This is a genomic window from Pseudomonas sp. SYWMCR5 (genome assembly GCF_057197165.1).
In genome coordinates, this window is sequence record NZ_JBXUNH010000006.1 from 317,136 (window position 1) to 341,843 (window position 24,708).

General features: G+C 65.6%; 19 protein-coding genes. 13 read left to right on the forward strand and 6 right to left on the reverse strand.

Features of this window, described 5'->3' with window-relative positions:
- Positions 1 to 21 precede the first annotated feature (21 nt).
- A complete protein-coding gene (gene speA / locus AC2CGW_RS17890) occupies positions 22 to 1,935 on the forward strand; it encodes an arginine decarboxylase (RefSeq protein ID WP_153774079.1) in 1,914 nt (637 codons plus the stop codon).
- A gap of 42 nt (positions 1,936 to 1,977) precedes the next feature.
- On the opposite strand, the gene AC2CGW_RS17895 is transcribed toward speA, so the two are convergent.
- A complete protein-coding gene (locus AC2CGW_RS17895; protein ID WP_484574379.1) occupies positions 1,978 to 3,315 on the reverse strand; it encodes an MATE family efflux transporter in 1,338 nt (445 codons plus the stop codon).
- A 204-nt stretch (positions 3,316 to 3,519) separates the two neighbouring features.
- Between AC2CGW_RS17895 and AC2CGW_RS17900 the strand changes: the two genes are divergently transcribed.
- Entirely contained in the window at positions 3,520 to 8,421 is a 4,902-nt protein-coding gene (locus tag AC2CGW_RS17900; RefSeq protein WP_484574380.1) for an alpha-2-macroglobulin family protein, read from the forward strand.
- Positions 8,422 to 8,479: 58 nt separating this feature from the next.
- On the opposite strand, the gene AC2CGW_RS17905 is transcribed toward AC2CGW_RS17900, so the two are convergent.
- Positions 8,480 to 8,773, reverse strand: a complete 294-nt coding sequence (locus AC2CGW_RS17905) for a hypothetical protein (protein ID WP_054894193.1) — start codon at positions 8,771 to 8,773, stop codon at positions 8,480 to 8,482.
- Between the two features lie 59 nt (positions 8,774 to 8,832).
- On the opposite strand from AC2CGW_RS17905, the gene pbpC reads away from it, so the two are divergent.
- The 3 genes from pbpC to AC2CGW_RS17920 all read left to right on the forward strand — a co-directional run bounded on the left by pbpC (position 8,833) and on the right by AC2CGW_RS17920 (position 14,852).
- The gene (pbpC, locus tag AC2CGW_RS17910; protein ID WP_484574381.1) at positions 8,833 to 11,193 is read left to right on the forward strand and encodes a peptidoglycan glycosyltransferase PbpC; all 2,361 of its coding nucleotides are present in this window, start codon (positions 8,833 to 8,835) and stop codon (positions 11,191 to 11,193) included.
- Positions 11,194 to 11,445: 252 nt separating this feature from the next.
- Complete coding sequence (locus AC2CGW_RS17915; protein ID WP_484574382.1) at positions 11,446 to 13,044, forward strand: collagen-like triple helix repeat-containing protein; 1,599 nt, start codon at positions 11,446 to 11,448, stop codon at positions 13,042 to 13,044.
- 137 nt (positions 13,045 to 13,181) lie between these two features.
- Complete coding sequence (locus tag AC2CGW_RS17920) at positions 13,182 to 14,852, forward strand: ShlB/FhaC/HecB family hemolysin secretion/activation protein (RefSeq protein ID WP_484574383.1); 1,671 nt, start codon at positions 13,182 to 13,184, stop codon at positions 14,850 to 14,852.
- Between the two features lie 19 nt (positions 14,853 to 14,871).
- On the opposite strand, the gene AC2CGW_RS17925 is transcribed toward AC2CGW_RS17920, so the two are convergent.
- Complete coding sequence (locus tag AC2CGW_RS17925; RefSeq protein ID WP_186708547.1) at positions 14,872 to 15,282, reverse strand: response regulator; 411 nt, start codon at positions 15,280 to 15,282, stop codon at positions 14,872 to 14,874.
- Positions 15,283 to 15,330: 48 nt separating this feature from the next.
- Positions 15,331 to 15,507 carry a Flp family type IVb pilin gene (locus tag AC2CGW_RS17930; RefSeq protein ID WP_065861672.1) on the reverse strand — a complete coding sequence of 59 codons (177 nt, stop codon included), beginning with the start codon at positions 15,505 to 15,507 and terminating at the stop codon, positions 15,331 to 15,333.
- Positions 15,508 to 15,790: 283 nt separating this feature from the next.
- Here AC2CGW_RS17930 and cpaB point away from each other — a divergent pair, with 283 nt between their 5' ends.
- From cpaB to AC2CGW_RS17970, 8 genes are read left to right on the forward strand one after another with little or no spacing between them, the layout of a single operon-like run.
- Complete coding sequence (cpaB, locus tag AC2CGW_RS17935) at positions 15,791 to 16,738, forward strand: Flp pilus assembly protein CpaB (RefSeq protein WP_484574384.1); 948 nt, start codon at positions 15,791 to 15,793, stop codon at positions 16,736 to 16,738.
- 18 nt (positions 16,739 to 16,756) lie between these two features.
- A complete protein-coding gene (locus tag AC2CGW_RS17940; protein WP_484574385.1) occupies positions 16,757 to 18,043 on the forward strand; it encodes a type II and III secretion system protein family protein in 1,287 nt (428 codons plus the stop codon).
- Entirely contained in the window at positions 18,040 to 19,230 is a 1,191-nt protein-coding gene (locus AC2CGW_RS17945; protein WP_186666039.1) for a CpaE/TadZ family protein, read from the forward strand. Before AC2CGW_RS17940 ends, AC2CGW_RS17945 begins: the two co-directional genes overlap by 4 nt.
- The gene (locus tag AC2CGW_RS17950) at positions 19,227 to 20,483 is read left to right on the forward strand and encodes a TadA family conjugal transfer-associated ATPase (RefSeq protein WP_411383328.1); all 1,257 of its coding nucleotides are present in this window, start codon (positions 19,227 to 19,229) and stop codon (positions 20,481 to 20,483) included. The genes AC2CGW_RS17945 and AC2CGW_RS17950 overlap by 4 nt, the downstream gene beginning before the upstream one ends.
- The gene (locus AC2CGW_RS17955; RefSeq protein WP_186708553.1) at positions 20,480 to 21,361 is read left to right on the forward strand and encodes a type II secretion system F family protein; all 882 of its coding nucleotides are present in this window, start codon (positions 20,480 to 20,482) and stop codon (positions 21,359 to 21,361) included. The genes AC2CGW_RS17950 and AC2CGW_RS17955 overlap by 4 nt, the downstream gene beginning before the upstream one ends.
- A gap of 1 nt (position 21,362) precedes the next feature.
- Positions 21,363 to 22,250: a type II secretion system F family protein gene (locus AC2CGW_RS17960; protein WP_411383327.1), complete on the forward strand. Its 888-nt coding sequence runs from the start codon at positions 21,363 to 21,365 to the stop codon at positions 22,248 to 22,250.
- 10 nt (positions 22,251 to 22,260) lie between these two features.
- On the forward strand, positions 22,261 to 22,965 hold the full coding sequence (locus AC2CGW_RS17965; RefSeq protein WP_484574386.1) for a tetratricopeptide repeat protein: 705 nt from the start codon (positions 22,261 to 22,263) through the stop codon (positions 22,963 to 22,965).
- Between the two features lie 17 nt (positions 22,966 to 22,982).
- On the forward strand, positions 22,983 to 23,243 hold the full coding sequence (locus AC2CGW_RS17970) for a DUF3613 domain-containing protein (RefSeq protein WP_186666045.1): 261 nt from the start codon (positions 22,983 to 22,985) through the stop codon (positions 23,241 to 23,243).
- Positions 23,244 to 23,294: 51 nt separating this feature from the next.
- On the opposite strand, the gene AC2CGW_RS17975 is transcribed toward AC2CGW_RS17970, so the two are convergent.
- The gene (locus tag AC2CGW_RS17975; protein WP_186708557.1) at positions 23,295 to 24,071 is read right to left on the reverse strand and encodes a response regulator transcription factor; all 777 of its coding nucleotides are present in this window, start codon (positions 24,069 to 24,071) and stop codon (positions 23,295 to 23,297) included.
- A 121-nt stretch (positions 24,072 to 24,192) separates the two neighbouring features.
- Positions 24,193 to 24,663, reverse strand: coding sequence for an A24 family peptidase (locus tag AC2CGW_RS17980; RefSeq protein ID WP_054895204.1), 471 nt, complete (start codon positions 24,661 to 24,663; stop codon positions 24,193 to 24,195).
- Positions 24,664 to 24,708 lie beyond the last annotated feature (45 nt).

Consider the following 24,708-nt stretch of genomic DNA (forward strand, 5'->3'; position numbering starts at 1 on the left):
ACTTATCTATAGGGGACTTGAATGTCCGTACGACGCACACGCAAAGACGATGGCAGCCAATGGACCGTGGCCGACAGCCGCAGTGTTTATGGTATCCGCCATTGGGGCGCTGGTTATTTCGCCATCAATGAAGCCGGGCGTGTCGAAGTGCGCCCCAACGGCCCCGACAGCGCGCCGATCGACCTCTTCGAGCAGGTTGACGAGCTGCGCCAGAGTGGCCTGTCGCTGCCACTGCTGGTCCGTTTCCCGGACATCCTGCAGGACCGCGTACGCCAACTGACCGGTGCCTTCGACGCCAACATCGCGCGCCTGGAGTACCAGAGCCAGTACACGGCCCTTTATCCGATCAAGGTCAACCAGCAGGAGGCGGTGGTCGAGAACATCATCGCCACGCAAAACGTCTCCATCGGCCTCGAAGCCGGCTCCAAGCCCGAGCTGCTGGCCGTGCTGGCGCTGGCGCCCAAGGGCGGTACCATCGTCTGCAACGGCTACAAGGACCGTGAGTTCATCCGCCTGGCACTGATGGGCCAGAAGCTGGGCCACAACGTGTTCATCGTCATCGAGAAGGAATCCGAGGTCGCCCTGGTGATCGAGGAAGCCGCCGAGCTCAAGGTCAAGCCACAGGTCGGCCTGCGCGTGCGCCTGTCGTCGCTGGCTTCGAGCAAGTGGGCCGACACCGGGGGCGAGAAATCCAAGTTCGGCCTGTCGGCTGCGCAATTGCTGTCGGTGGTCAGCCGCTTCCGTGATGCCGGGCTGGACCAGGGTATCCGCCTGCTGCACTTCCACATGGGCTCGCAGATCGCCAACCTCGCCGACTACCAGCACGGCTTCAAGGAAGCCATCCGCTATTACGGCGAGCTGCGCGGCCTGGGCCTGCCGGTCGATCACATCGACGTCGGTGGCGGGCTGGGCGTCGACTACGATGGCACCCACTCGCGCAACGCCAGCTCGATCAACTACGACATGGATGACTATGCCGGCGTGGTGGTGGGGATGCTCAAGGAGTTCTGCGACGCCCAGGGCTTGCCGCACCCGCATATCTTCTCCGAGAGCGGTCGCTCGCTGACTGCGCACCACGCCATGCTGGTGATCCAGGTCACCGACGTCGAAAGCCACAACGACGAAGTGCCGACCATCGAGAACAAGGAGGCGCTGCCCGAGACCGTGCAGTGGCTGGCCGACCTGCTCGGCCCGACCGACATCGAGATGGTCACCGAGACCTACTGGCGTGCCACCCACTACATGGGTGACGTGGCCGCGCAGTATGCCGATGGCAAGATTAGCCTCTCCGAGAAAGCCCTGGCCGAGCAATGCTACTTCGCTGTGTGCCGTCGCCTGCACAACTCGCTCAAGGCTCGCCAGCGTTCGCACCGCCAGGTGCTGGACGAGCTCAACGACAAGCTCGCCGACAAGTACATCTGCAATTTCTCGGTATTCCAGAGCCTGCCCGACACCTGGGCCATCGGCCAGGTGCTGCCGATCATCCCGCTGCACCGCCTGGACGAAGAGCCCATGCGCCGTGCGGTGCTGCAGGACCTGACCTGCGACTCGGACGGCAAGATCAACCAGTACGTCGACGAGCAGAGCATCGAGACCAGCATGCCGGTGCATGCGGTACGCGAAGGTGAGGACTACCTGCTGGGCGTGTTCCTGGTCGGCGCCTACCAGGAAATCCTGGGGGACATGCACAACCTGTTCGGTGACACCGACTCGGTGAACATCTACCAGAACGCCGACGGCAGCGTGTACCACGCTGGCATCGAGACCCACGACACCATCGAGGACATGCTGCGCTACGTGCACCTGTCGCCGGAGGAGTTGATGACCCACTACCGCGACAAGGTCGCCAGCGCCAAGATCAGCGCCCGTGAGCGGACCCAGTTCCTCGACGCGCTGCGCCTGGGCCTGACTCGGTCTTCGTACCTGTCGTCGTGATCGGCGGGCCGCTCCTGCAAGGTTTGCGGGAGCGGCCCTGCTTCAATCGATCCACGCTCCCCGCTGCTGCAACCGCCACCCCACCCACCCCAGCGTCACCGCGCGCAATCCCATGAACCCGAGAAACGCCAGCCACAATCCATGGTTGCCGAACCCTCGCAGGGCGAATGCCAGCGGCAACGCGATCGCCACCGATACCAGCATCGCGTTGCGCATCTCGCGCGCTCGAGTAGCGCCGATGAACAGGCCATCCAGCAGATAGCTCCACACCGCTACCAGCGGCAGCAGCGCCAGGTAAGGCAGGTAAGGGTAGGCTGCGTCACGCACGCTCTGGATGTCGGTCTGCAGGTCGATGAACAAGTGCCCACCCAGCAGAAACAGCCCGGCAAAGACCAGACTGACGATCAGTGACCAACCACAGGCGACCACCAGCGAGCGGCGCAGGGTGTCGCGCTCACGTGCGCCGATGGCGTGGCCGCACAGGGCCTCGACCGCATGCGCCAGGCCGTCCAGGGCATAGGCAGTCAGCAGCAGGCCATTGAGCAGCAGCGCGTTGGCCGCGACCGTCGCTTCACCCAGGCGCGCGCCCTGCACGGTGATCAGCAGGAACACCAGTTGCAGCGCCAGGCTGCGCAGGAAGATATCGCGGTTGACCGCCAGCAGCGGGCGCCAAGCCTGCCAGCGTTCCAGCGCTGCCCAGGCGATGCGTCCCGGATAGGCGCGCAGCGCCGGGCGGGTCAGGGCAAGGCCCAGCAGGGCCGCGCTCCATTCGGCGATCACCGAGGCCCGCGCCGAACCGAGTACGCCCCAGTCCAGTCCGAGCACGAACCACAGGTTGAGGACGATGTTCAGCAGGTTGGTGGTCAGCAGGATCGCCAGCGGCGCACGAGCATTCTGGGTGCCGAGGAACCAGCCGACCAGGGCATAGCTGGCCAGTGCCGCCGGCAGGCCGAGCAGGCGGGTATGGAAGAAGGCTTCGGTCGAGGCTTGCAGGGCCTCGCTGGGCTGCATCGCCTGTAGGGCCAACTGGCTGAGGGGCAGGGCGAGCAGGCCGATCAGCACGGCGAACGCCAGCGCCAGCAGCAGCCCCTGAACCAGCACCTGGCGTAGTGCGGCGCCGTCGGCGCGACCGGCGGCCTGGGCTGCAAAACCGGTCGAACCCATGCGCAGGAACCCCATCAGGCCGACCATGAAGGTGAACAGTGTGGCGCCAACGGCGACGGCACCGAGCTGGTGGGCGTGGGGCAGATGGCCGATGACCGTGCTGTCGACCAGTGCCACCAACGGCACCGAGATGTTCGAAAGAATCATCGGCGCGGCCAAGGCCCAGACCTTGCGGTGGGTGAGGCGGTGCTGCCAGTCGTTGAGCAGTGAGGGCATGCGATTGCGCTTATCCTGTGGGAGCGGGCTTGCCCGCGAAGGGGCGCACGGCGGCCCCGGTTTTCGGCTGCTGGCCATTGTACCGGCCAGGCAACCAATCCGTGCGAACGCGGTCTCATTTGCCACTGCAGCGCAGGTAGCCTGCCTGACGTTGCGCTATAGTTTCTGCCCTCACCACCCTGCTGCCGAAGAGTCCTCTCTCCTATGCTCAACAAAGGATTGTTGCTGGCCTGCGCGCTGGCCCTGCTCAGTGCCTGTGATTCCTCTTCCAAGGACACCCCCGCGCCGGCTGAAAAGCCCGCGGCCAGCGTGCCTGCCGAAGCCAAGCCCGCCAAGCGCGAGGACCCGGCAGCGCTCGCCAAGCGCTACGCCGACCGTGAACTCAACGTGCTGGACGTCTCGGAGGTCCAGCTCGACGGTGCCAGTACCCTGTCGATCAGCTTCTCGGTGCCGCTCGATGCCAACCAGGACTTCGCCGCCAAGGTGCACCTGGTCGATACCGTCAAGGGCAAGCTCGACGGCGCCTGGGAGCTGTCCGACAACCAGATGGAACTGCGTCTGCGCCACCTCGAGCCGCAGCGCAAGCTGGTGCTGACCGTCGACAAAGGCCTGCTCGCGGTCAACGGCAAGACGCTTCAGGGTGAGTCGGTCAGCCGCCTGGAAACCCGCGACATGCAGCCGACCATCGGTTTTGCCAGCCGTGGCTCCCTGTTGCCCACCCGCCTGGCCGAAGGCCTGCCGGTGATCGCCCTGAACGTCGACAAGGTCGATGTCGAGTTCTTCCGGGTCAAACCGGAAATGCTCTCGACCTTCCTGGTCAACTGGGGCCGAAACAGCAGCCTGTACTACTACCAGTCCAAGGAAACCCTGGACATGGCCGAGCTGGTCTACAGCGGCCGCTTCGACCTGAACCCTGCACGCAATACTCGCGAAACCGTACTGCTGCCGATCGCCGGGATCAAGCCGTTGCAGGAGCCGGGCGTCTACCTGGCGGTGATGCGCGCCTCCGGCACCTACGACTATTCGCAACCGGCGACCCTGTTCACCCTCAGTGATATCGGCGTGTCCGCGCACCGCTACCGTGACCGCCTGGACGTGTTCGCCCAGGCCCTCGAGGGCGGCAAGGCCCTGAGCGACGTGACCCTCGAGCTGCACGACGACAAGGGCAAGCTGCTGGCCCAGGCCAAGACCGATGGCAAGGGCCATGCCGAGTTGCCGATCACGGCCAAGGCCGACACCCTGATCGCCACCCAGGGCGTGCACACCACGCTGCTGCGCCTGAACACCGCCGCACTGGATCTGGCCGAATTCGACATCACCGGCCCGCAAGCCAATCCGCTGCAGTTCTTCATCTTTGGCCCGCGTGACCTGTATCGCCCCGGCGAAACCGTACTGCTCAACGGCCTGCTGCGCGACCAGGACGGCAAGCCGGTCAAGGCTCAGCCGGTGACGGTCGAAGTGCGTCGCCCTGATGAGCAGGTCAGCCGCAAGTTCGTCTGGGAGGCCGACCAGAACGGCCTGTTCCAATATCAGCTGCAATTGGCTACCGAGGCGCCGACCGGGCGCTGGCAACTGCTGCTCGACCTCGGCGGTGGCCGCAAGCAGGTCTACGAATTCCTCGTCGAAGACTTCCTGCCCGAGCGCCTGGCGCTGGAGCTCAAGGGCAGCAAGACCCCGCTCAGCCCCGAACAAACCGCACGCATCCAGGTCAATGGCCGCTATCTCTATGGCGCGCCAGCTGCCGGCAACCGCCTGAGCGGCCAGGCCTACATCCGCCCGCTGCGTGAAGCGGTGCCGGCGCTGCCGGGTTATCAGTTCGGCTCGGTTACCGAGAGCGAACTGACCCAGGACCTGGAACTCGATGAAGTCACCCTCGACCAGGCCGGCAAGGCCACCGTCGATATCGAGAGCCGCTGGGCCGAGGCCCGCTCGCCGCTGCAATTGACCGTGCAGGCCAGCCTGCAGGAGTCTGGCGGTCGCCCCATCACCCGGCGTCTGGAACAGCCGATCTGGCCGGCTGATCGCCTGCCGGGCCTGCGCGGCCTGTTCGATGGCGACGAGACCGACAGCGATGCCCCGGTGCAGTTCGAGGTGCTGGTCGCCGACCGCGACGGCAACAAGCTCGCCGCCGACGACCTCAAGGTGCGGTTGATCCGCGAGCGTCGCGACTACTACTGGAACTACTCGCAAAGCGATGGCTGGAGCTACAACTACAACGAGAAATTCCTCACCCAGAGCGAGGAAACCGTCAGCGTCAAGGCCGGCTCCACCGCCAAGTTGACCTTCCCGGTGGAGTGGGGGCCTTACCGCGTCGAGGTCGAAGATCCCGAAACCGGGCTGGTATCCAGCGAGCGCTTCTGGGCCGGTTACCGCGCCCAGGACAACGCCGAAGGTGGGGCAGTACGCCCTGACCAGGTCAAGCTGGCGCTGGACAAACCTTCCTACGCCGACGGTGCCACCGCCAAGGTTACCGTCACGCCACCTGCGGCCGGCAGCGGCTACCTGATGATCGAGTCCAGCGACGGTCCGCTGTGGTGGCAGGAGATCGACGTACCTGCCGAAGGCAAGACTTTCGAGGTCGAGCTGGACAAGAAATGGGCCCGCCACGACCTCTATATCAGCGCCCTGGTGATTCGTCCGGGTGAGCGCAAGGTCAATGCCACGCCCAAACGCGCCGTCGGTGTGCTGCACCTGCCGCTGGACCGCGCCGAGCGCAAGCTGGCGGTCAGCCTGCAGGCGCCGGAGAAGATGCGCCCCAAGCAGCCCCTGACCGTGAAGTTCAAGGCCGTCAATGCCGACGGCAGCGTGCCGAAGCAGGTGCATGTGCTGTTGTCTGCGGTGGATGTGGGCATCCTCAACATCACCGACTTCAAGACCCCCGACCCCTTTGCCAGCCTGTTCGGTCGTAAGGCCTACGGCGCCGACCAGTTGGATATCTACGGCCAGTTGATCGAAGCCGGCCAGGGCCGCCTGGCGAGCCTGGCCTTCGGGGGTGACGCCGCCATGGCCAAGGGCGGCAAGCGCCCGAACACCACGGTCACCATCGTCGCCCAGCAGAGCCTGCCGGTGACGCTCGACGAGAAGGGCGAAGGGCAGGCCACAGTCGATATCCCCGACTTCAACGGCGAACTGCGCCTGATGGCGCAGGCCTGGACCGACGAGCACTTCGGCATGGCCGAAGGCAAGACGGTCGTCGCTGCACCGCTGATCGCCGAGCTGTCGGCGCCGCGCTTCCTCGCCGGTGGCGACCAGACTCGCCTGGCCCTGGACCTGGCCAACCTGTCTGGCCGTGCCCAGCAGCTCAACGTGCAGGTGACCACCGACGGGCAACTCGACCTCGCAGGTGCCGCCCAGCAGAGCATCAACCTTGCCGAAGGCCAGCGCAGCACGCTGATGATTTCGGTGCAGGCCCGCGGTGGCCTGGGGCAGGGCAAGGTGCACGTGCGTGTCGATGGCCTGCAGTTGCCGGGCGAGACGGCCACCGGCTTCGAGCGCGAATGGACCCTGGGTGTGCGCCCGGCGTATCCGGCGATGCTCAAGCACTACCGCGTGGCGCTCAAGGACCAACCCTGGACCCTGCCCGAGAACGAGCTGGCCGAGTTCGAACCGGCAGGCCTTGAAGCCAGCCTTGCGCTGTCGAGCCGCCCACCGCTGAACCTGGCCGAGCAGATCCGTGCCCTCGAAGCCTATCCCTACGGCTGCCTGGAGCAGACCACCAGTGGCCTCTATCCCTCGCTCTATGCCGATGCCGACAGCCTCAAGCGTCTGGGTATCAAGGGTGAGCCGACCGATGTGCGCAAGCGCAAGATCGAAATGGGCATCGAGCACTTGCTGGGCATGCAGCGCTACAACGGCAGCTTCGGCCTGTGGAGTTCGGACAGCGAGGAAGAGTACTGGCTGACCGCCTACGTCACCGACTTCCTTCTGCGTGCGCGTGAGCAAGGCTACGGTGTGCCTGCCGATGCCTTGAAGAAGGCCAACGAGCGCCTGCTGCGCTATCTGCAGGAGCGCAACCTGATCGAGGTCGACTACAGCCAGGACGCCGAACACACCCGCTTTGCCGTGCAGGCCTACGCCGCGCTGGTGCTTGCCCGCAGTCAGCAAGCGCCGCTGGGTGCGCTGCGCAGCCTGTTCGAACGCCGCAGCGATGCCCGCTCCGGCCTGCCGCTGGTGCAACTGGCGGTGGCGCTGGACAAGATGGGCGACAAGCCGCGCTCGCAGCAGGCGTTGCAGGCAGGCCTAGCGATAGGCCGTGGCAAGGGTTGGCTGGCCGACTACGGCAGCGCCGTGCGTGACCAGGCACTGATCCTGGCGCTGCTTCAGGAGAACAACCTGGCCAGCAACCAGGTCGATCAACGCCTGTTCGCGTTGTCCGACGAACTGGCCTCCAACCGCTGGCTGTCGACCCAGGAGCGCAATGCGCTGTTCCTCGCCGGCCGCGGCCTGCTGGGCAAGCCCGAAGGCAACTGGCAGGCGCGTCTGGACAGCGCTGGTGAGGTTCGCGAGTTCAACAACACCGAATCGGGCATGAAGCTCGAAGGCCCGTTGCTGGCATCGCCGCTGAGCATCCAGAACCAGGGCAGCGATACGCTGTACCAGCAGTTGACCCTGTCCGGCTATCCGCGGCAGGCGCCTGCGGCCAGCAGCAATGGTATGGAGATCCGTCGCGAGTACCTGGGCATGAACGGCCAGGCCCTGGACCTGCGCAACCTGCGCAGTGGCGACCTGGTGCTGGTGCACCTGGCACTCAAGGCCCAGAGCCAGGTGCCGGATGCGCTGGTGGTCGACCTGCTGCCGGCGGGTCTGGAGCTGGAAAACCAGAACCTGGCCCAGAGCGCCGCCAGCCTCGACAACGCCAGCAGTGCCGTCAAGCAGTGGCGCGAATCGATGCAGAACGCCAGCGTGGTGCACCAGGAGTACCGCGACGACCGTTATGTGGCCGCCCTCAAGCTCGACAGCTACGGCACCACGCACCTGTTGTACCTGGCGCGTGCGGTAACGCCGGGCAGCTATCGCATTCCGCCGCCGCAGGTAGAGTCGATGTACCGGCCGAACCTGCAGGCAGTGGGGGATAGTCAGGGCGAGATGGTGGTGCGTAGCCGTTGATGCGACTGTGGGAGCGGGTGACTCCGCTCCCACAGGTTCATGGATGGCGGGCCTCGGGTCAGTGAATGATCCAGCTCAACACCCACAAGCCCAGCACCAGCCAGATGATGCCCATCACGATCGACGCCCGCATGAACGCCCGGATCGCCGAGTACAGCAGCATCAGCCCGACGATCAGCGCAAGGATGCTGACCAGCGAGGTGTCCATGCCCAAGGTGCGCGCCAGCCCGTCGATGAAATTGCCGCCGGCATTGGCCAGCAGATTGAACAGCCCGCTCATGATATCGACGATGAACTTGATCACCGCGCCCAGCGCCTGGCCCAACCACTCGAAAAACCCTTCTACATGCATAGCTGCTTCCTGATGATCATCCCAAGCCTTTGGCCATCGTTCGATGGGGTCGGTTCCCGATGCCAGGCGCAAGCATAGTTCGCCCGCGTACGCGCAGCGCAAGGATCTTGCGTGGTGTCGGCATTACTGTGCTGTCGAGCGTCGTCTTGCTGTGGCTGGCGGATCGCCTGTGGCCGTTGCCGATGCCTGGTGACGACCTGGCGCGGGTGGTGCTCGCCGAGGACGGCACGCCGCTGTGGCGCTTCGCCGATGCCGACGGCGTGTGGCGCTATCCGGTCAGCCCCGATGAGGTATCGCCCTTGTATCTGGAGGCGCTGCTCACCTACGAAGATCGCTGGTTCTACGACCATCCCGGGGTCAACCCGCTGGCGCTGGCGCGTGCGGCCTGGCTGAACCTGCGTGGCGGGCGCGTAGTGTCCGGCGGCAGCACGCTGTCGATGCAGGTAGCACGTTTGCTCGACCCCCATGATCGCACCCTGGCCGGCAAGCTGCGTCAGCTGTGGCGCACCGCTCAGCTGGAATGGCACCTGTCAAAGCGCGAGATCCTGCAGATCTACCTCGATCGCGCGCCCTTCGGCGGCACCCTGCAGGGCGTCGCCGCCGCCAGTTGGGCTTACCTGGGCAAGTCGCCCAAGCACCTCACGCCTGCCGAGGCGGCATTGCTGGCCGTACTGCCCCAGGCGCCCAGCCGCCTGCGCCCGGATCGCCATCCCGAGCGTGCGCAGCGTGCCCGCGACAAGGTGCTGCAACGCCTGGCCGATTACCAGGTGTGGCCTGAGCAGCGGATTGCCGAGGCCCGCGAAGAGCCCTTGCTGCTCGCCCCGCGCCAGGAGCCGGCGCTGGCGCCACTGCTGGCTCGGCGGCTGAACACGGCGGACAGCCCACCGCTGATCCGCACCACGCTCGATGCGTCGTTGCAGCGCCGTCTCGAAGACTTGCTGCTCGGTTGGCGTGCACGCCTGCCCGAGCGCACTTCGGCAGCCATCCTGGTGGTCGAGTCGCAGACCATGGCCGTGCGTGCCTACCTGGGGTCCATCGACCTGGGCGATGAGCGCCGCTTCGGCCATGTCGACATGGTGCATGCCCTGCGTTCGCCCGGCTCGACCCTCAAGCCGTTTCTCTATGGCATGGCCCTGGACGATGGGCTGATCCACTCCGAATCGCTGCTGCAGGACGTACCGCGCCGCTATGGCGACTACCGTCCGGGCAACTTCTCGATGGGCTTCAGCGGGCCGGTGTCGGCCAGTTCGGCGCTGGCGCTGTCACTCAACCTGCCAGCGGTTCAGTTGCTCGAAGCCTACGGGCCCAAGCGCTTTGCCGCGCAGTTGCGTATCGGTGGCGTGCCCTTGGTACTGCCGCCGCTGGCCGAACCGAACCTATCGCTGATTCTCGGCGGTGCAGGCAGCCGTCTGGAGGACCTGGTCGGCGGTTATGCGGCGTTGGCCCGCGAGGGCAAGAGCGCGAAGATCCGCCTGCAGCCCCAGGATCCGCTGCTGGAGCGGCGCCTGTTGTCGCCGGGGTCGGCGTGGATCGTGCGGCGTATTCTCAGCGGCCAGGCGCGCCCGGACCGCGACCCGCACGCCGAGCTTGTGCAGCGCCCGCAACTGGCCTGGAAAACCGGCACCAGCTATGGCTTTCGCGATGCCTGGTCGGTGGGGGTCGGGCCGCGGTACATCATTGGTGTGTGGATAGGCCGACCCGATGGCACGCCGGTGCCGGGCCAGTTCGGCCTGGCTTCGGCAGCGCCGCTGATGCTGCAGGTGCACGATCTGTTGAGCAATCGCGACAGCCAGCGCGGCATTGCCGTGCCGGTGGAAAACGTGCCGGGCAGTGTCGGCGTCGCAGCGATCTGCTGGCCGCTGGGGCAGCCGATGGGTCGTCAGGATCCGCAGTGCCGCCGCCAGCGTTTTGCCTGGACCCTCGACGGCACCACGCCGCCGACCTTGCAGGCTGCCGACCAGCCGCTGGGGTTGGGCCTGCGCGAAACGGTGTGGGTCAATGAGCGCGGTTTGCGGGTCGATGCCAACTGTCCTGGGGCGAAAACGCAGGAAATTGCCCTCTGGCCTGCCCCTCTGGAACCTTGGCTGCCGCGGGTAGAGCGGCGTAGTGCGCGGCTGCCGATGGTCGATCCTGGCTGTCCACCGCAGGCGGCGCCCAGCGCGCCGCCGCTGTCGATCGTCGGTGTTCGAGCAGGCGACAACTTGCGCCGGCCGCTCACCAGTCACGATCCATTGCAACTGCACGTATCGGCGCTGGGTGGGGCGGGGCGGCGCTGGTGGTTCCTCAATGGCCGGCCGCTGGGCGAGACCGAAGGGCAGGACAGCCTGCTGGTGCGTTTCGAGCAGTCAGGACGCATCGAGTTGAGTGCGTTGGATGAGAGCGGCGAGACGGCACGGGTCGAGTTCCAGGTGGCGGAGTAGCCTCTCTCAGCCAGCGTTTCCTTGTACTAATGACATGGTATTAAACCTTTCGGTCAGCCATTCGGGCGAATATTTCAACTTGCTGAATTTCATGGATTTTTTATCGGCGTCAGCACCTTATCCCGCCGTATTAATACCAACTTACGACCTACCGCCGTCGAACCGCCAGAGCTTCACTGCTGACTGAAGGCATAACGCTGGCCAGCCTGGCCAGCGCGCCTATCCAACAACAAAGCAGTGCGGGAGTCGCCCATGAAAACTCAGGTTTGGATGAAAGCGAGTACGGCATTGGCGCTGGTCATGGCCCTTGGGCTTGCCGGGTGCAGCAGCGGTGGTGGTGGTCATCACAGCGAGGTTGATGGCTCGTCCGCCGATGGTGGCGCTGGTGCAGGTGCAGGCGGCGGCTCCGACGGAACGGGCGGCAGCGGTGGTGATGGCGGCGGTATGGCGGGTGGTGGCAACGGCGCAGGCAGCGGTGGCACTGGTGGTGGCACTGGTGGTGGCACTGGTGGTGGAGGAGATGGTACGGGAGGCGGTGGTACCAATCCTGGTAACGGTGGCGGAACGCCAGGCGGTGGTGATGGTGGTACCGGTGGAGGTAATACGCCGACTCCGCTGGTCACCGGTCAGGTCGTCGGCCAGGTCGGCAATACCGTTTCCGGCCTGGGCGATGGTGTCAGCAACCTGGGTGAGGTGATCGGCTCGCTGCCTGTGGCGGGGAACACTTCGTTGACCGGCGGCGTGGGTTCGCTGGTGTCGTCCACGGGTGATGCAGTCAGCAGTGTCGGCTCCGGCCTGAGCGAGGGCCTTGGGCAACTGGGCACCGGAAACAATGCCGTCGGTACCACGCTGGGCGTGGTGGGTGCGGCCACCTCCAACCTGGGGACCGGCGTATCCGGCCTGGGGCAGGGCGTAGGTGGGCTGGCAACGAACTCACCGGTCGAGCAGATTCCGTTGGTTAATCAAGTGGTGGCAGGCGCCGGGCAAGGTGTAGACCGTGTCGGCCAGGCCGTCACCATGTTGGGCAACACGCTGACCCCCATCGGCACCAACGGGCCGCTGACTGGTGCCACCCAAGGGGTGAGCAATGCGTTGGTACCGGTAGTATCGCTGGTGGAAAACACCACCGCCAACGTCACCCGACAAACCGGGCTCGCAGGCCCGCTGAACCAGACCCTCAACCAGGTCGGCGGTGCACTCGACCAGGCCGGGCAACAGGTTGCAGGTGCCGGCAACGGTAATCCATTGACCAGTACGCTCGGGCAAGCGGTGAGCAACGTAGGCAGCACTGTCAGCACCACCAGCGGCCTGGCCCCGACAACCGGCGGTGCACGCACGGGCCTGCTGGAAACCGTCGGCGGCGTGGTGGCTGGCGCAGGCAGCGGGCTGGCGGCGGGCACTGGCAATCCGGCAGTGGTGTCGGCAGGTGGCAGCACGGGGCAGGTTGGCAATACCGTTGCTGCGCTCGGCACCGTGCTCGGTGGCAATGGCGTCACCAATACTGCAGCAGGTGCTCCGGTGGCAGCGGTAACGCAACAGGTGAGCGCCGGTGTGGCGCCGGTCGTCAGTGGCGTGGCCAGTGTCACCCAGCAGGTTGGCGCTGCGACGGGCGTCGGTGCGCCGGTCGCCGGGTTGCTCAATCAGGTGGGTGGTGCGGTGGCCAGTGCAGGCAGCCAGCTCGGCGCGGCCACTGGCAACCCGGTAGTCAGCCAGGTGGGCGCGACGGTCAGCGCAGTCGGTGGCACCGTTGGCCAGGCAGGCACGCTGGTCAATGGCGGTGCTGGCCAGGGTGGTGGGCTCGGCGGCGTACTCGGTGGTGTGACCGGGGCCTTGGGTGGCGCGCAGCGTTGATCCACTGCCCGGCGGATCTTTTTCGCGGATCCGCCGGGCGCCTGGTTAGACGACAGCCTGCTCAGCACCTACGCTTGCATTGACAAGGGGCGCTCGAACCGGGCGCCCTGGGTTCCACAGGATCATGGAGTGTCCGAATGCGTCCACTGCTGGTGACGATGCTGGCGCTGTCCTGGGCCTGCGTGGCCCGCGCCGAACCCCTGCCGAGTTTTCTCAACAGCAACGAAACCGAACGCCGCCTGCCCACGCCGAACCTGCCGGTGGACGCCTACCGTCCCGGTAAGCCCGGGCTGAATGTGCCGGCGCCCGCCGCACCCCAGCAGGCGCCCTTGCAGATGAACACCCAGGTCCTGGTGCGCAAGGTGCGTTTCGAGGGCGGGACCGTCTACCCCTTGGCGGATCTGCGCGAGCACTACCAATCGATACTCGACCGCAGCGTGACCCTCGCTGAACTGATCGAGGTCACCCGACGCCTGACTCAGCGCTATCAGCAGGACGGCTACCTGTTGTCCTACGCCTATCTTCCGCCGCAAGACTTCGCCGATGGCCGCGTGCGGGTCGTGCTGGTGGAAGGTTACATCCGCGACTATGAGGTTCAGGGCGATATCGGGTCCGCGTCGGGCTATGTCGAGCGCCTCGTGAACAAGCTCAAGGCCGAGCGGCCGCTGACGCGCAAGACCTTCGAGCGCTACACCAGCCTGATCAGCCGTATCCCCGGCGTCACCTTCCAGGCCCAGGTGCCGCCGCCGGGCACCACCGACGGCGCCACGCGCCTGATCGCCCAGGCTTCGCGCAAGCCCTTCACCACGACCCTCAACCTCAGCGATGGCAACCGTGACGACCTGCAGGCGCTGCTGGGGGCCAGCAGCAATGCCCAGACCCGCTTCGCCGAGCAATTGAGCGCCAGCGTGCTGGTGCCGCCGGGCGAGGACAAGGAACACTATTACCGCCTCGACTACAGCCAGTTCGTGGATGACGAAGGCACGCAACTGCTGTTGTCGGCATCGCGCTATCGCAGCGACCCGAAGGCGCGCATTCGCCTGGGCAACGGCATCGACCTTACCCAGCACCGCGAGAACGAGCGTTACTCGATCGGGCTCAGCCAGGCGCTGATCGCCTCGCCGACCGAATGGCTGGATGTGGTCGGGCGCTTCTATGCGGTCAATGACCAGATCGACTACCAGGTCGTGGGTTTCCCGCTAAAGCTCGACAGCCACACCGACATTCGCGCGCTGTCGTTCGAGGGCGATTGGCGCAAGGCCGAGGCCAGGCGCCTGCGCATCCTCAGCGCCGGGGTCTACCAGGGCCTCGACCATTTTGGCGCACGCACCAATGCAGGCTATGACCTGGATTTCCTGCGCCTGCGCCTGTCCGGCGTGCAGAGCGACAATTTCCTCGAGCACTGGCAGGGGGTCGTGTCCGCTGCCGGGTACTGGAGCAACGACAGTTTGCCCGACAGCGAACGGGCGGTGTTCGGCGGGCAGAACTTCGGCCGTGGCTACCCCAGTGACCAGGCGTCCGGCGACAAGGGCTGGGGCCTGGCCTACGAGCTGAACTACAGCATCCAGCGCGAGGGCCAGTGGCTGAAGGTGCTGCAGCCCTATGTGGTGCTCGATGCCGCGCGAGCCTGGTTCAACGAACTGGAGGTGCAGAAGGCGAAGATGTCGTCGGCGGCGGTAGGGCTGCGGTTTGGCGATGCGCGCTATTACAACATCGCGCTGGAGGTGGCTAAGCCCATGTCGGACATCGCCCTCGACAGCCTGAACCGGCGGCCGCGGTTTACGGTGAGTTTCAGTTATCAGTTGTAGGGGAGGCTGCTCCTGCGGCCTACCGCCCCACCACCTGCATCACCGCCTTGGGAAACAGGTTGTCGAGTGTCTCCAGCAAGCGGGCGTGGTAGATCGGTTTGCGAAACAGGTCGAGCACATGCAGGCGTAGCAGGTCGCTGACGTCGTCCATGTCGGCATGGCCGGACATGACGATCACCGGCAGGTGCTGGCGGGCGGTGTGATCGCGCAGGCGCTTGATCAGGCCGATGCCGCTTTCTTCGGGCATGCGCAGGTCGGTAATCACCAGGGCCACATCAGGGTAGCGGGTGAGCTGTTGCAGGGCGGCCTTCACCGAGTTTGCGGTGTGGCACTTGAAACCTTCGTTCTCCAGCAGTTCAGCCAGCTCCTGCAATGCCTCTTCCTCGTCGTCCACCAAAAGAATCTGCTGGCGCGAGGAAGAGTTCGACATGCTTGGCTCCTGTTCGCCTGGCGTTATGCTGCGGCGTGCTGCTCAAGGTCATAGCGCCCCGGAGATGGCGGTGAACATCGTGGTGATCTTGCCGGAGATCGCGGGTACGAACGGCACCAGCACCACCGCGACCATTGCGGCAATCAACGCGTACTCGATACCGGAAGCGCCGTCTTTGCGAGTAATGAAGTTCTTGCAGTGCTGAAGGATCTGCTGCAGTTGCATGGCACATCTCCTTGCGCCGAGGGCGCGGGGTAAGGACGTGGCTAATTAACGTCCATTTGCCATCATAGAATTGCCAAGCTGGTGAAGCCTGCAAATGTAAAAAGGCATTAACCCTAAAGTATTGGAAGCCGAGGCTTTTTCTAAGTGCCTGTTTTCCCTGCAAGTCCGCGTGCCAGACGAAAAAATCCCGTTTCCGCTCATGGCGAACGGTGAGGTCTGCGCTACCGTTCAATAGCGAAATAGTTACCTTTTGCCATCACGGCAATAGCGCAGGGAGGCGGAGATGAGCAGTCGCTTGACCATGGCCCTGGCTGTCCTGTTTCTTCTCGGCGCAGTACTCGCAGGTTACTGGGGGCTGGTGCTCAGCCGTCCGTCCACACCCCCCGTCAGTCCTGCTCCCACAGTCGCCGAAGCGCCTGCCGAGGTGATCGTCGCACCTCCCCAACCGCCTGAACCGGCACGCACCTCCATCGTCGTATTGCGCAGGGCGCTCCCGGCCAACACGCCCCTGACCGAGGACGATGTGCTGCTCGAGCGCCTGCAGGTGGTGCCTGCCGGTGCGTTCCAGCGCATCGACCAGGTGCTCGGTCGCTCCAGCGCGCGTCCGTTGTCGGCAGGCAGTTGGCTGGACGAGGCGAGCTTCCAGGCGGGCGGGCCACTGGCGCGGATGATTCGTGCCCATGAGCGCGCGGTGGCCGTGGGCGTCGATGATGTGGTGGGGGCTGCCGGGCAACTGCGCCCGGGCGACTACGTGGATGTGTTGCTGTTTCTGCGCGAGGAGAACAACAACCCACAGTCGTCAGCCCAGGTGGTGTTGCCGGCCCTGCGCGTGCTGAGTGTCGGCGAGCAGATGGGGTTGGCCAACGATGGTCGCCCGGCACAAACCGTCGAGGAAGAAACGGCTCGGCGCGAACAGCACGGGAGCCAAGGCAGCGCCGGCGGCACCCGCACCGTGACCTTGGCCGTGCCCGAGGCGCTGGCCAGCCGCCTGATGCTCGCTGCCCAGGCCGGCACCCTGCGCCTGGCCGTACGCAGCGCCGATGAACAGCGCCTGGCGCGTTACTGGGCCGAACCTGAGACCCGGCCGCAGATCGAGAGCGCCGGACGCGAGCTCTATCGCTTCAGCCAATTGTCCCAGTCTCCCGTGGCCAGTGCTGCTCCTGCCACCGCTGCGCCTAGCATGCAGATCATTCGTGGCGCCAAGGCTGCCGACACCGACAAGACCCCCTGACCAGGCAAGGATGCAGCGATGCGACGTTCCGAGCGTAGTTTCCGAGATGCGTGCTGTGCACTGCTTCTGGCGGCATGGCTGCCCCACGCCCAGGCGGCGGCGAAAGGGTGCGAGGCTTTCGGCCAGTTGCCCTCGGTGATCGAGATGGACCAGGGCCTGCAGCAGGAACTGCGCCTGCCGCTGGCGATCAGCCGGGTGGCGGTGGGTGAGCCCAAAGTGGCCGACGTGCAGGCCAGCGGCGATCGTGCGGTGCTGTTGACCGCCGTGGGGCCGGGCAATACCACGTTGATGCTGTGGACCGCCTGTGCGTCGGCGCCGCACCGGGCCATGCTGTTCGTCAAGGGGCGCGCCAGTGCCGACATGACGGAAGGCAGCCTGCTGCCGTCCCAGGATGCGCAGTTGCCAAGCCAGGTGCAGGCCGATATCCGCTTCGTCGAAGTGCGCCGCAACAAGTACAAGGAGGCGGGGGCGCGTTTGTTCTTCAAAGGCTCTAACAACAGCCTGTTCGGTTCGCCTGGCACCGTGCCGAACACCACCGTGCGACCTGACTACGTGCCCGGTGTGCAAACCGGCACCACGCCCAACTCGGTGACCTACGCCGATGTGCGCCCCGGTATCCCGCTGGACAACGGCGTCTTCAACATCGTCTGGGGCGGTGGCAGCAGCAAGTTCCTGGCGGCGATCAACGCTTTGGAGAACAGCGGATTCGCCTACACCCTGGCGCGTCCCAGCCTCACCGTGCTCAGTGGCCTGACTGCCAGTTTCCTGGCCGGTGGCGAGATTCCGGTCCCGGTGCCCAGCTCCGGCAGCGACAACGTGTCGATCGAATACAAGGAGTTCGGTGTGCGCCTGGCGCTGACACCGACCGTGGTGAGCCGCGACCGCATCACCCTGAAGGTTGCCCCCGAGGTCAGCGAGCTGGACTACAACAACGCGGTAAACATCGCCGGCACCTTGGTGCCAGGGCTGAGCGTGCGCCGCACCGACACCAGCATTTCCCTGGCCGATGGCGAGAGCTTCATCATCAGCGGCCTGGTCAGCAACAACACCCGTTCCTCGGTAGACAAGCTCCCCGGCCTGGGCAACCTGCCGATCCTCGGCGCGTTCTTCCGCCAGTCGGCGCTGGTGCGCGAAGAGACCGAGCTGCTGATGATCGTCACCCCGCACCTGGTCCAGCCGCTGGCGGCCAATGCGCGCCTGCCGCAGTTGCCGGGTGAGGCGCTGCGCACCTATGACCCGAGCTGGGGCCAGCTGTTCTTCCTGGAAAACGGCAACTTCGAAGGCCATGGGGGGTTATCACGATGAACGACAGCCTCAACCAGACCTACCTGGCCATCACCCGCAACGAAGATGACCTGCAATGGTTGCAGGACGCCTTGGCGCCGCAGGGGCAGGTGATCGGCGCCAGCGCTGGCACCCTCGACGAATTGCTGGCGCTGGTGGATGTGACGTTCAGCAACCTGGTGTTCATCGGCCTCGACCGCGAGCAGTTGGTCAGCCAGTGTGCGCTGATCGAAGGGGTGCTGGAGGCCAAGCCGATGCTGGCCATCGTCGCGTTGGGCGATGGCATGGACAATCAATTGGTGTTGCACGCCATGCGCGCCGGCGCGCGGGATTTCGTCGCCTACGGCTCGCGTGCCAGCGAGGTGGCCGGGCTGGTGCGCAGGCTCGGCAAGCGCCTGCCGACGGTCACCAGCAACCCCAGCCTGGGTGGCCTGACCGTGCTCTATGGCGCCCAGCGCGGCGCCGATGGTGCGCTGCTGACCACCCACCTGGCGCGGGTGGTGCAGGAAAGCGGCCAGCAGACCTTGCTGCTCGACCTGGGCTTGCCACGCGGCGACAGCCTGGCTCTGCTCGGGCTGGAGGCATCATTTTATTTCGGCGATGCCTTGCGCCACCTGCGCCGCCTCGACACCACGCTGATCGACAGTGCCTTCACCCGCGACAAGGGCGGCCTGCGCCTGCTGAGCTATGCCGAGAACGATGATCCGCTGCGCCAGACCAGCGCCGCCGAGCTGTACATGCTGCTCAGTGCTTTGCGCCAGCACTTCCAGCACATCGTCGTGAACCTGACCGGGCACGCCGACAGCGAAGCGTTGCGCACCATCGTCAGCCACTGCGACAAGCTGATCGTCTACACCGACCAGAACATCCTGGACTGCCGGCGCAACCTGGAAGTCCTCGAACTGTGGCGCGACCGCGGCATCAAGCTTGAGCATGCCAGCTTGCTGGTGGACCGCTTCCTGCGCAATGTCGCCCCGGATGCCGAGGCGCTCGCCAAACGCTATGGCCTGCCGCTGCTCAAGGTGATGCCGGACTGCCCCGAAGTGCGCCTGAACGTTAAGAACCAGGGCCTGAGCCTGTTCGAGCTGGCCCCGCGCGAAGGCCTGACCCAGGCCCTGCGTGCCCTCGGCGAACGCCTGGCGCGGCGCTCGGAAAACCTCGCTCCACCGAGCTTCCCCTGGCTGCGTCGGCTGTGGGGTAGCAAATGAGTGGCGATGAGCCCTTTGGCGGTCAGCGCCACGCGTCGGGCGACCCCCATGCCCTCAAGCGTGCGCTGCACCGCTTCGCGATCGACGCCATCGAGGACAGCGGGCGCAACCTGCTCGAAGGCGCACGCCCGGCGTTGACCCAGTTCGTCCTCGAACAGGTGGGAGACTACGTCGGGCGCTTGCGTCTGGCGCTGTCGCGCTACGAAATGGAGCGCCTGGCCGAGGAACTGGTCGATGAACTCACCGGCTTCGGTCCGCTGGAAGTGCTGCTGCGCGATGCCAGCGTCACCGAGATCCTGGTCAACGGCCCGCACCGGGTGTTCGTCGAGCGGGCCGGGTTGTTGCAGCAGACCGACCTGCGCTTCATCGATGCGCACCATGTCGAGCGGGTCATGCAGCGTATCCTCGCGCCCCTGGGACGACGCCTGGACGAATCTTCGCCGATGGTCGATGCGCGCCTGCCCGATGGCAGCCGGGTCAACGCAATCATCCCGCCAGTGGCGCTGGACGGGCCGTGCCTGTCGATCCGCAAGTTCCGCCAGGACATGCTCAAGAGTGCCGACCTGCTGGCTACCCGCGCCATCGATCAAGCCATCTTCGATTTCTTCGAACGCGCCGTGGGCCGTCGTTGCAACATCCTGGTCAGCGGCGGCACCGGCACCGGCAAGACCACGCTGCTCAACATCCTCAGCCAGATGATCGCGCCGCGCGAGCGCCTGGTGACCATCGAGGATGTTGCCGAGCTGCAACTGCATCACCCCCACGTGGTGCGCCTGGAAACCCGCCCACCGAACGCCGAGGGCCATGGCGAGATCAAGCCCAGCGAGCTGATCCGCAACGCCCTGCGCATGCGTCCTGACCGCATCATCCTTGGCGAGATCCGCGGCGCCGAGGTGCTCGATGTACTCACCGCGATGAACACTGGCCACGACGGCTCGATGAGCACCGTGCACGCCAACACCGCGCAGGATGCCTTGCTGCGCCTGGAAACCCTGGTCGGCCTCAGTGGCCGGCAGATCGCCGAGAAGACCTTGCGCCAGATGATCTGCGCGGCACTGGATGTGGTGATCCAGTTGACGCGTTTGCCGGATGGTCGGCGTTGCGTCAGCGAAGTGCTGGAGGTGGTCGGCATACGTGAGGATGTGTATGTGACCAACACCCTGTTCCGCCTCGACCGGCGCGGTGGTGAGACCTTCCTGCGCGAGGCGCCGAACCCGGCAGGCAGCAAGCTGCGCCAGGACGGTGTGGCGTGATCGGGCCGTTGCTGCTGGCGCTGGCACCGCTGCTGCTGGGGTGCGCCCTGCTGCTGTTTCGCCTGGGGCTGTACAAGCGCGGCGAGGAGCGCGTCCTGCAGCGTCTGGGGCGCGCTTACCAGGCGATTCGAACGGGCAGCGCCCGGCGCGACTGGCTCGACCCGCTGCTGCAGCGGGCCGGCCTGGTCAGCGCTGATGTGCGTCTGCAGCGCTGGTTGCTGATGTGGGGCGCGCTGGCATTGCTGGCGATGCTGCTGGCCGGTTGGCTGGCCGGCCTGATGGTGCTGCTCGGTGCGCCGCTGTCGGGCTATCTGTACTTGAGTTGGCGATGCCGCCGGCGCATGCGTCAGCTCGTCGAGCAACTGCCGGGTCTGCTCGACTACAGCGTGCGCAGCCTCAAGGCCGGTCGGACCCTGAGCGATGCGGTGCTCGGCGGCATCGACGGCACGCGCGAACCGTTGCATTCGACCATGGGCCGTGTGCGCCGCAATGTGCAGATGGGCGTGCCATTGGAAGATGCGCTGAGCGAGCTGGCCGAGCTGTACGACCAGGACGAGTTGCGCCTGTTCGCCCTGGGCCTGCGCATCAACCAGCGCTACGGCGGCAATGCCAGCGAGCTGATGGAAAACCTGATCAAGCTGATCCGCGAACGCGAGCAGGGCGCGCGCCAGCTCAAGGCCATGACCGGCGAAACCCGCGTCACCGCCTGGGTGCTGGGGGCCTTGCCGCTGTTCATGGTCGGCTACTTCCTGACGGTCAACCCTAACTACTTGATGAGCCTGTGGCGCGACAGCAGCGGGCAGTGGCTGCTGTTCCTGGCCTTTGCCCTGCAGGCGCTCGGCTGCCTGGTGTTGTGGCGCATGATGAGGAGTCTTTGACATGGCCCTGCTGATTTGCGCGCTGTGCCTGCTTGTCGCCGCCCTGTTGCTGGGGCTGCAGGCCTCGCGCCAGTTACGTGCGCGCTACCTGGTTGCGCGGCGCCTGCAAGGGCGCCTGGCCCGCGAGGAACGCCTGGGCGACATGCTCCACTGGCTGGGCAGCAGCCCGCTGGGGCAACGCTTGCAGACGCTCGACGGGGAAACCCAGGGCCTGCTCGAGCGGATTGGCTGGCGTCGCAGTCGCCAGCGCGCGCTGTTCGCCGCCGTGCAACTGGGATTGCCGTTGCTGGCCATGGGGCTGGCGTTGCTGCTGCAGCATGCCTTCATCGGCGTCGATGCCCTGCATTGGCTGGTGCTGCCGGTGTGCGCACTGGTGATCGGCTACCTGTTGCCCAAGCGCCTGTTGGCGCTGGCAGCCACGCGCCGGCAACAGCGTATCGCGCAGGAGGTCAGCCTGATGATTCCGCTGCTGCGCATCCTCTTCGAGACGGGGCTGGCCGTGGAGCAGGCGTTACGTGTGCTCAGCCAGGAAGGGCGGACACTGGTGCCCGAGATCAGCGAGGAGCTGCGTCAGGTGTTGCAGCGGGTGGATTCAGGGCTGTCGCTCGGCCCGGAGCTGGAGAAAGCTGCGCAGGTGCTGGCAGTGGATGAGTTCTCCGACACCTGCGTGATCCTTCAGCAGTTGCTGGTGCAGGGGAGTGGCGGGATGAAGTCGCTGCTGGCGCTCAAGGCGCTGCTCGACGATCGACGCCTCACGCACTTGCAGGAGCGGGTGTCGAAGATGTCGGCAAAGATGTCGGCGGTGATGATGGTATTTCTGTTCCCGGCCTTGCTCATCGTCCTGGCCGGGCCAGGTTTTACTGCGTTGGCACGGGCTTTGGGCGTCTAGGAGGAGAAGGATGAAAAAGATCCTGTTGTTCACCGGCATGCTGCTGCTGCTGGGCGGTTGTGCCGGGCAGTCGACGCAGGGGCTGGGGGCATTGTTCGGCGGCCCGGGCTGCAGCAAGCCGGATGCCGACCAGCAACTGGCGTTGAACCTGGCGGACGAGATGCTCAACGAGGGACGACCGCACGCCAGCCTGGCTCACCTCGAGCAACTGCCCAACACCCTCGACCAGGTGCGTCTGCGCAAGGCCAGGGTCTCGCGCCTGCTGGGACGCAGTGAGGCCGAGCCCTTGTACCGCAGCCTGCTGGGTGGCTGCCTGGCGGCCGAAGGTGAACATGGGCTGGGCCAGCTCGCCTCGGCGCGTGGCGACGATGCGCAGGCCTTGCAGAACCTGCAGCGCGCGGTGCGCCTGGCGCCCACTGACGAGCGCGTGCGCAACGATCTTGGCGTGGTGCTGATGAACCTGGGGCGCTACGAGCAGGCACGCTTCGAGTTTCTCACGGCCATCGAGCTGAAGGATGACAACACCTTGGCGGCGGTCAACCTGGTGACCCTGTCGTTGGTACAGGACAACTGGCAACAGGCGACCGATCTGGTCGGCCGCCTGCACTTGCGCCCCGAGCAGTTCGCCGATGCCCAGGCGCGGGCCAGGCAGGTGAAATCCACCGGGCGTGGACCCATTGCCTTGGCCAATGGTGCCGAGGCGGTGGTCAATTGAGCGGGAGGAGGGTGGTCATGTTCAGGTATCTGATGGTGCTTGCCGGGTGTGCCGGCGTGTCATTGGCGATGGCCCAGGAGCCACCTCGCCAGCCAGAGGCGCAGACGGCCACCGAGGCGTTGCTGCGAGTGCAGTCCAGCGGTGAGCAGGCGTCGAACCGTTTGCAGGTGCAGACGGCCCGGGAGCGTGACCAGTCGATGCAACGCTGGCTGGACACCTACAAGTACGTGATCCCGGACTTCTATCGCTGGACCAAGGTGACGTCTTCGAACAACTGAGCGCGAGACCTGCAGGCGCGGCGGACCACCGCGCCTGCAGCTGTGAACGGCCTAGTGGGTAGTGAACCGCTGGTGCAGCGCCGATGAGCGCGGCGTCAGGGCCAGGGCCAGTTGGGTGCGGTTGTGCATGTGGGTCAGGCGCAGCACCTGCGACACATAGAGTTTCACCGTGTTCTCGGTGATCCCCAGCTCGCAGGCGATCTGGTAGTTGGTCTTGCCCTTGCTGACCAGCTTGGCCACTTCCAGTTGGCGCGGCGAGAGCTTTTCGAACACCGGTGGCAGCTCGCCCTCGAGTTCTTCCACGTCACCGGCCCGGCGATGGGTGCCCTGGCCGCGGGCCTTTTCCAGGTCGTGGTAGAGGTCGTCGATGGATTCGGCCAGCTCCTGCAGGCGCTGGTTCAGGCTGCCCAGCTCGCGGAAGTTGCGGCGCCGCTCCATCAGCGCAGCTTCCTGGCGGCGCAGGCCTTCGAGCAGCTCTGGCAGGTCCATGGGCTTCTGGTAGTAATCGGAAAATCCTTCGCGCAGGGCGCGGATGACATCCTGCTTGTCGGCGCGGCCGGTCAGCATGATCGCCTCGAACAGCCGCTGCTGCCCGGCGATGTTCTTCAGTGCGCGCATCAGCGCGATGCCGTCCTGTTCGGGCATGTGCAGGTCGCACAGCACCAGGCCGATGGACTCGTCCGCGCCGTAGCGCTCGATGGCCTGCGCGGTGGAGTGCGCCGGCACACAGTGGTAGCCCGCACTTTCGAGATATTCGCAAAGCTCTTCGACGATCAACGGCTGATCGTCCACAACCAGTACTTTCACCTCACTAGCAGACTTGTTCACGTTCAACTCCCTGTTGGTACGGGCCCCGCTCCGTTGGCCAGACAGCCTGGCCGTTTAGAAAAGTAGTCGCACTTTGCAATTATGTACAAGGTCTATACACGCGGAATCGACCCACTGGTATTCATTGGATCCAGACAGCGGTCAGGAGAAACCCGGCCAGCACGTAGGGTGCGAACGGTTGCTTGTCGCCCACCTGTTCGGCCAGGCGCTGCAGGCGCTTCTTCACCTTGGGGTTGGCCAGGGTCCACAGGCGGCGTCGGCCAAGCATCCACACCAGCACTGTCACGCCTGCACCGATGAAGGTGCCGAGCACGTACTGGTGGCTGGTGGCCAGAGCCAGGGCGCCGAGCAGTTTCACATCACCGGCGCCGAAGCGGCCGAGCATGTAGCCGGGAAGGGTCAGCAGCATGACGATGGCCAAGGCCCAGCCCGCATCGCTGGCATCGGCACCGATCCAGCTGTGCCCGGTGGCGAACAGCCAGGCCAGGGCGCAGGCTGCGACACCCAGGGTCAGGGTGTTGGAGATCTGTCGTTCACGGACATCTTGTTCGGTGCACAAGGCAAGCCACATCAGGAGAACAATGCTTTGCATTGGCAAATGGCCATCCCTATTCGTTGAGCGGGTTCTATGCTGTCA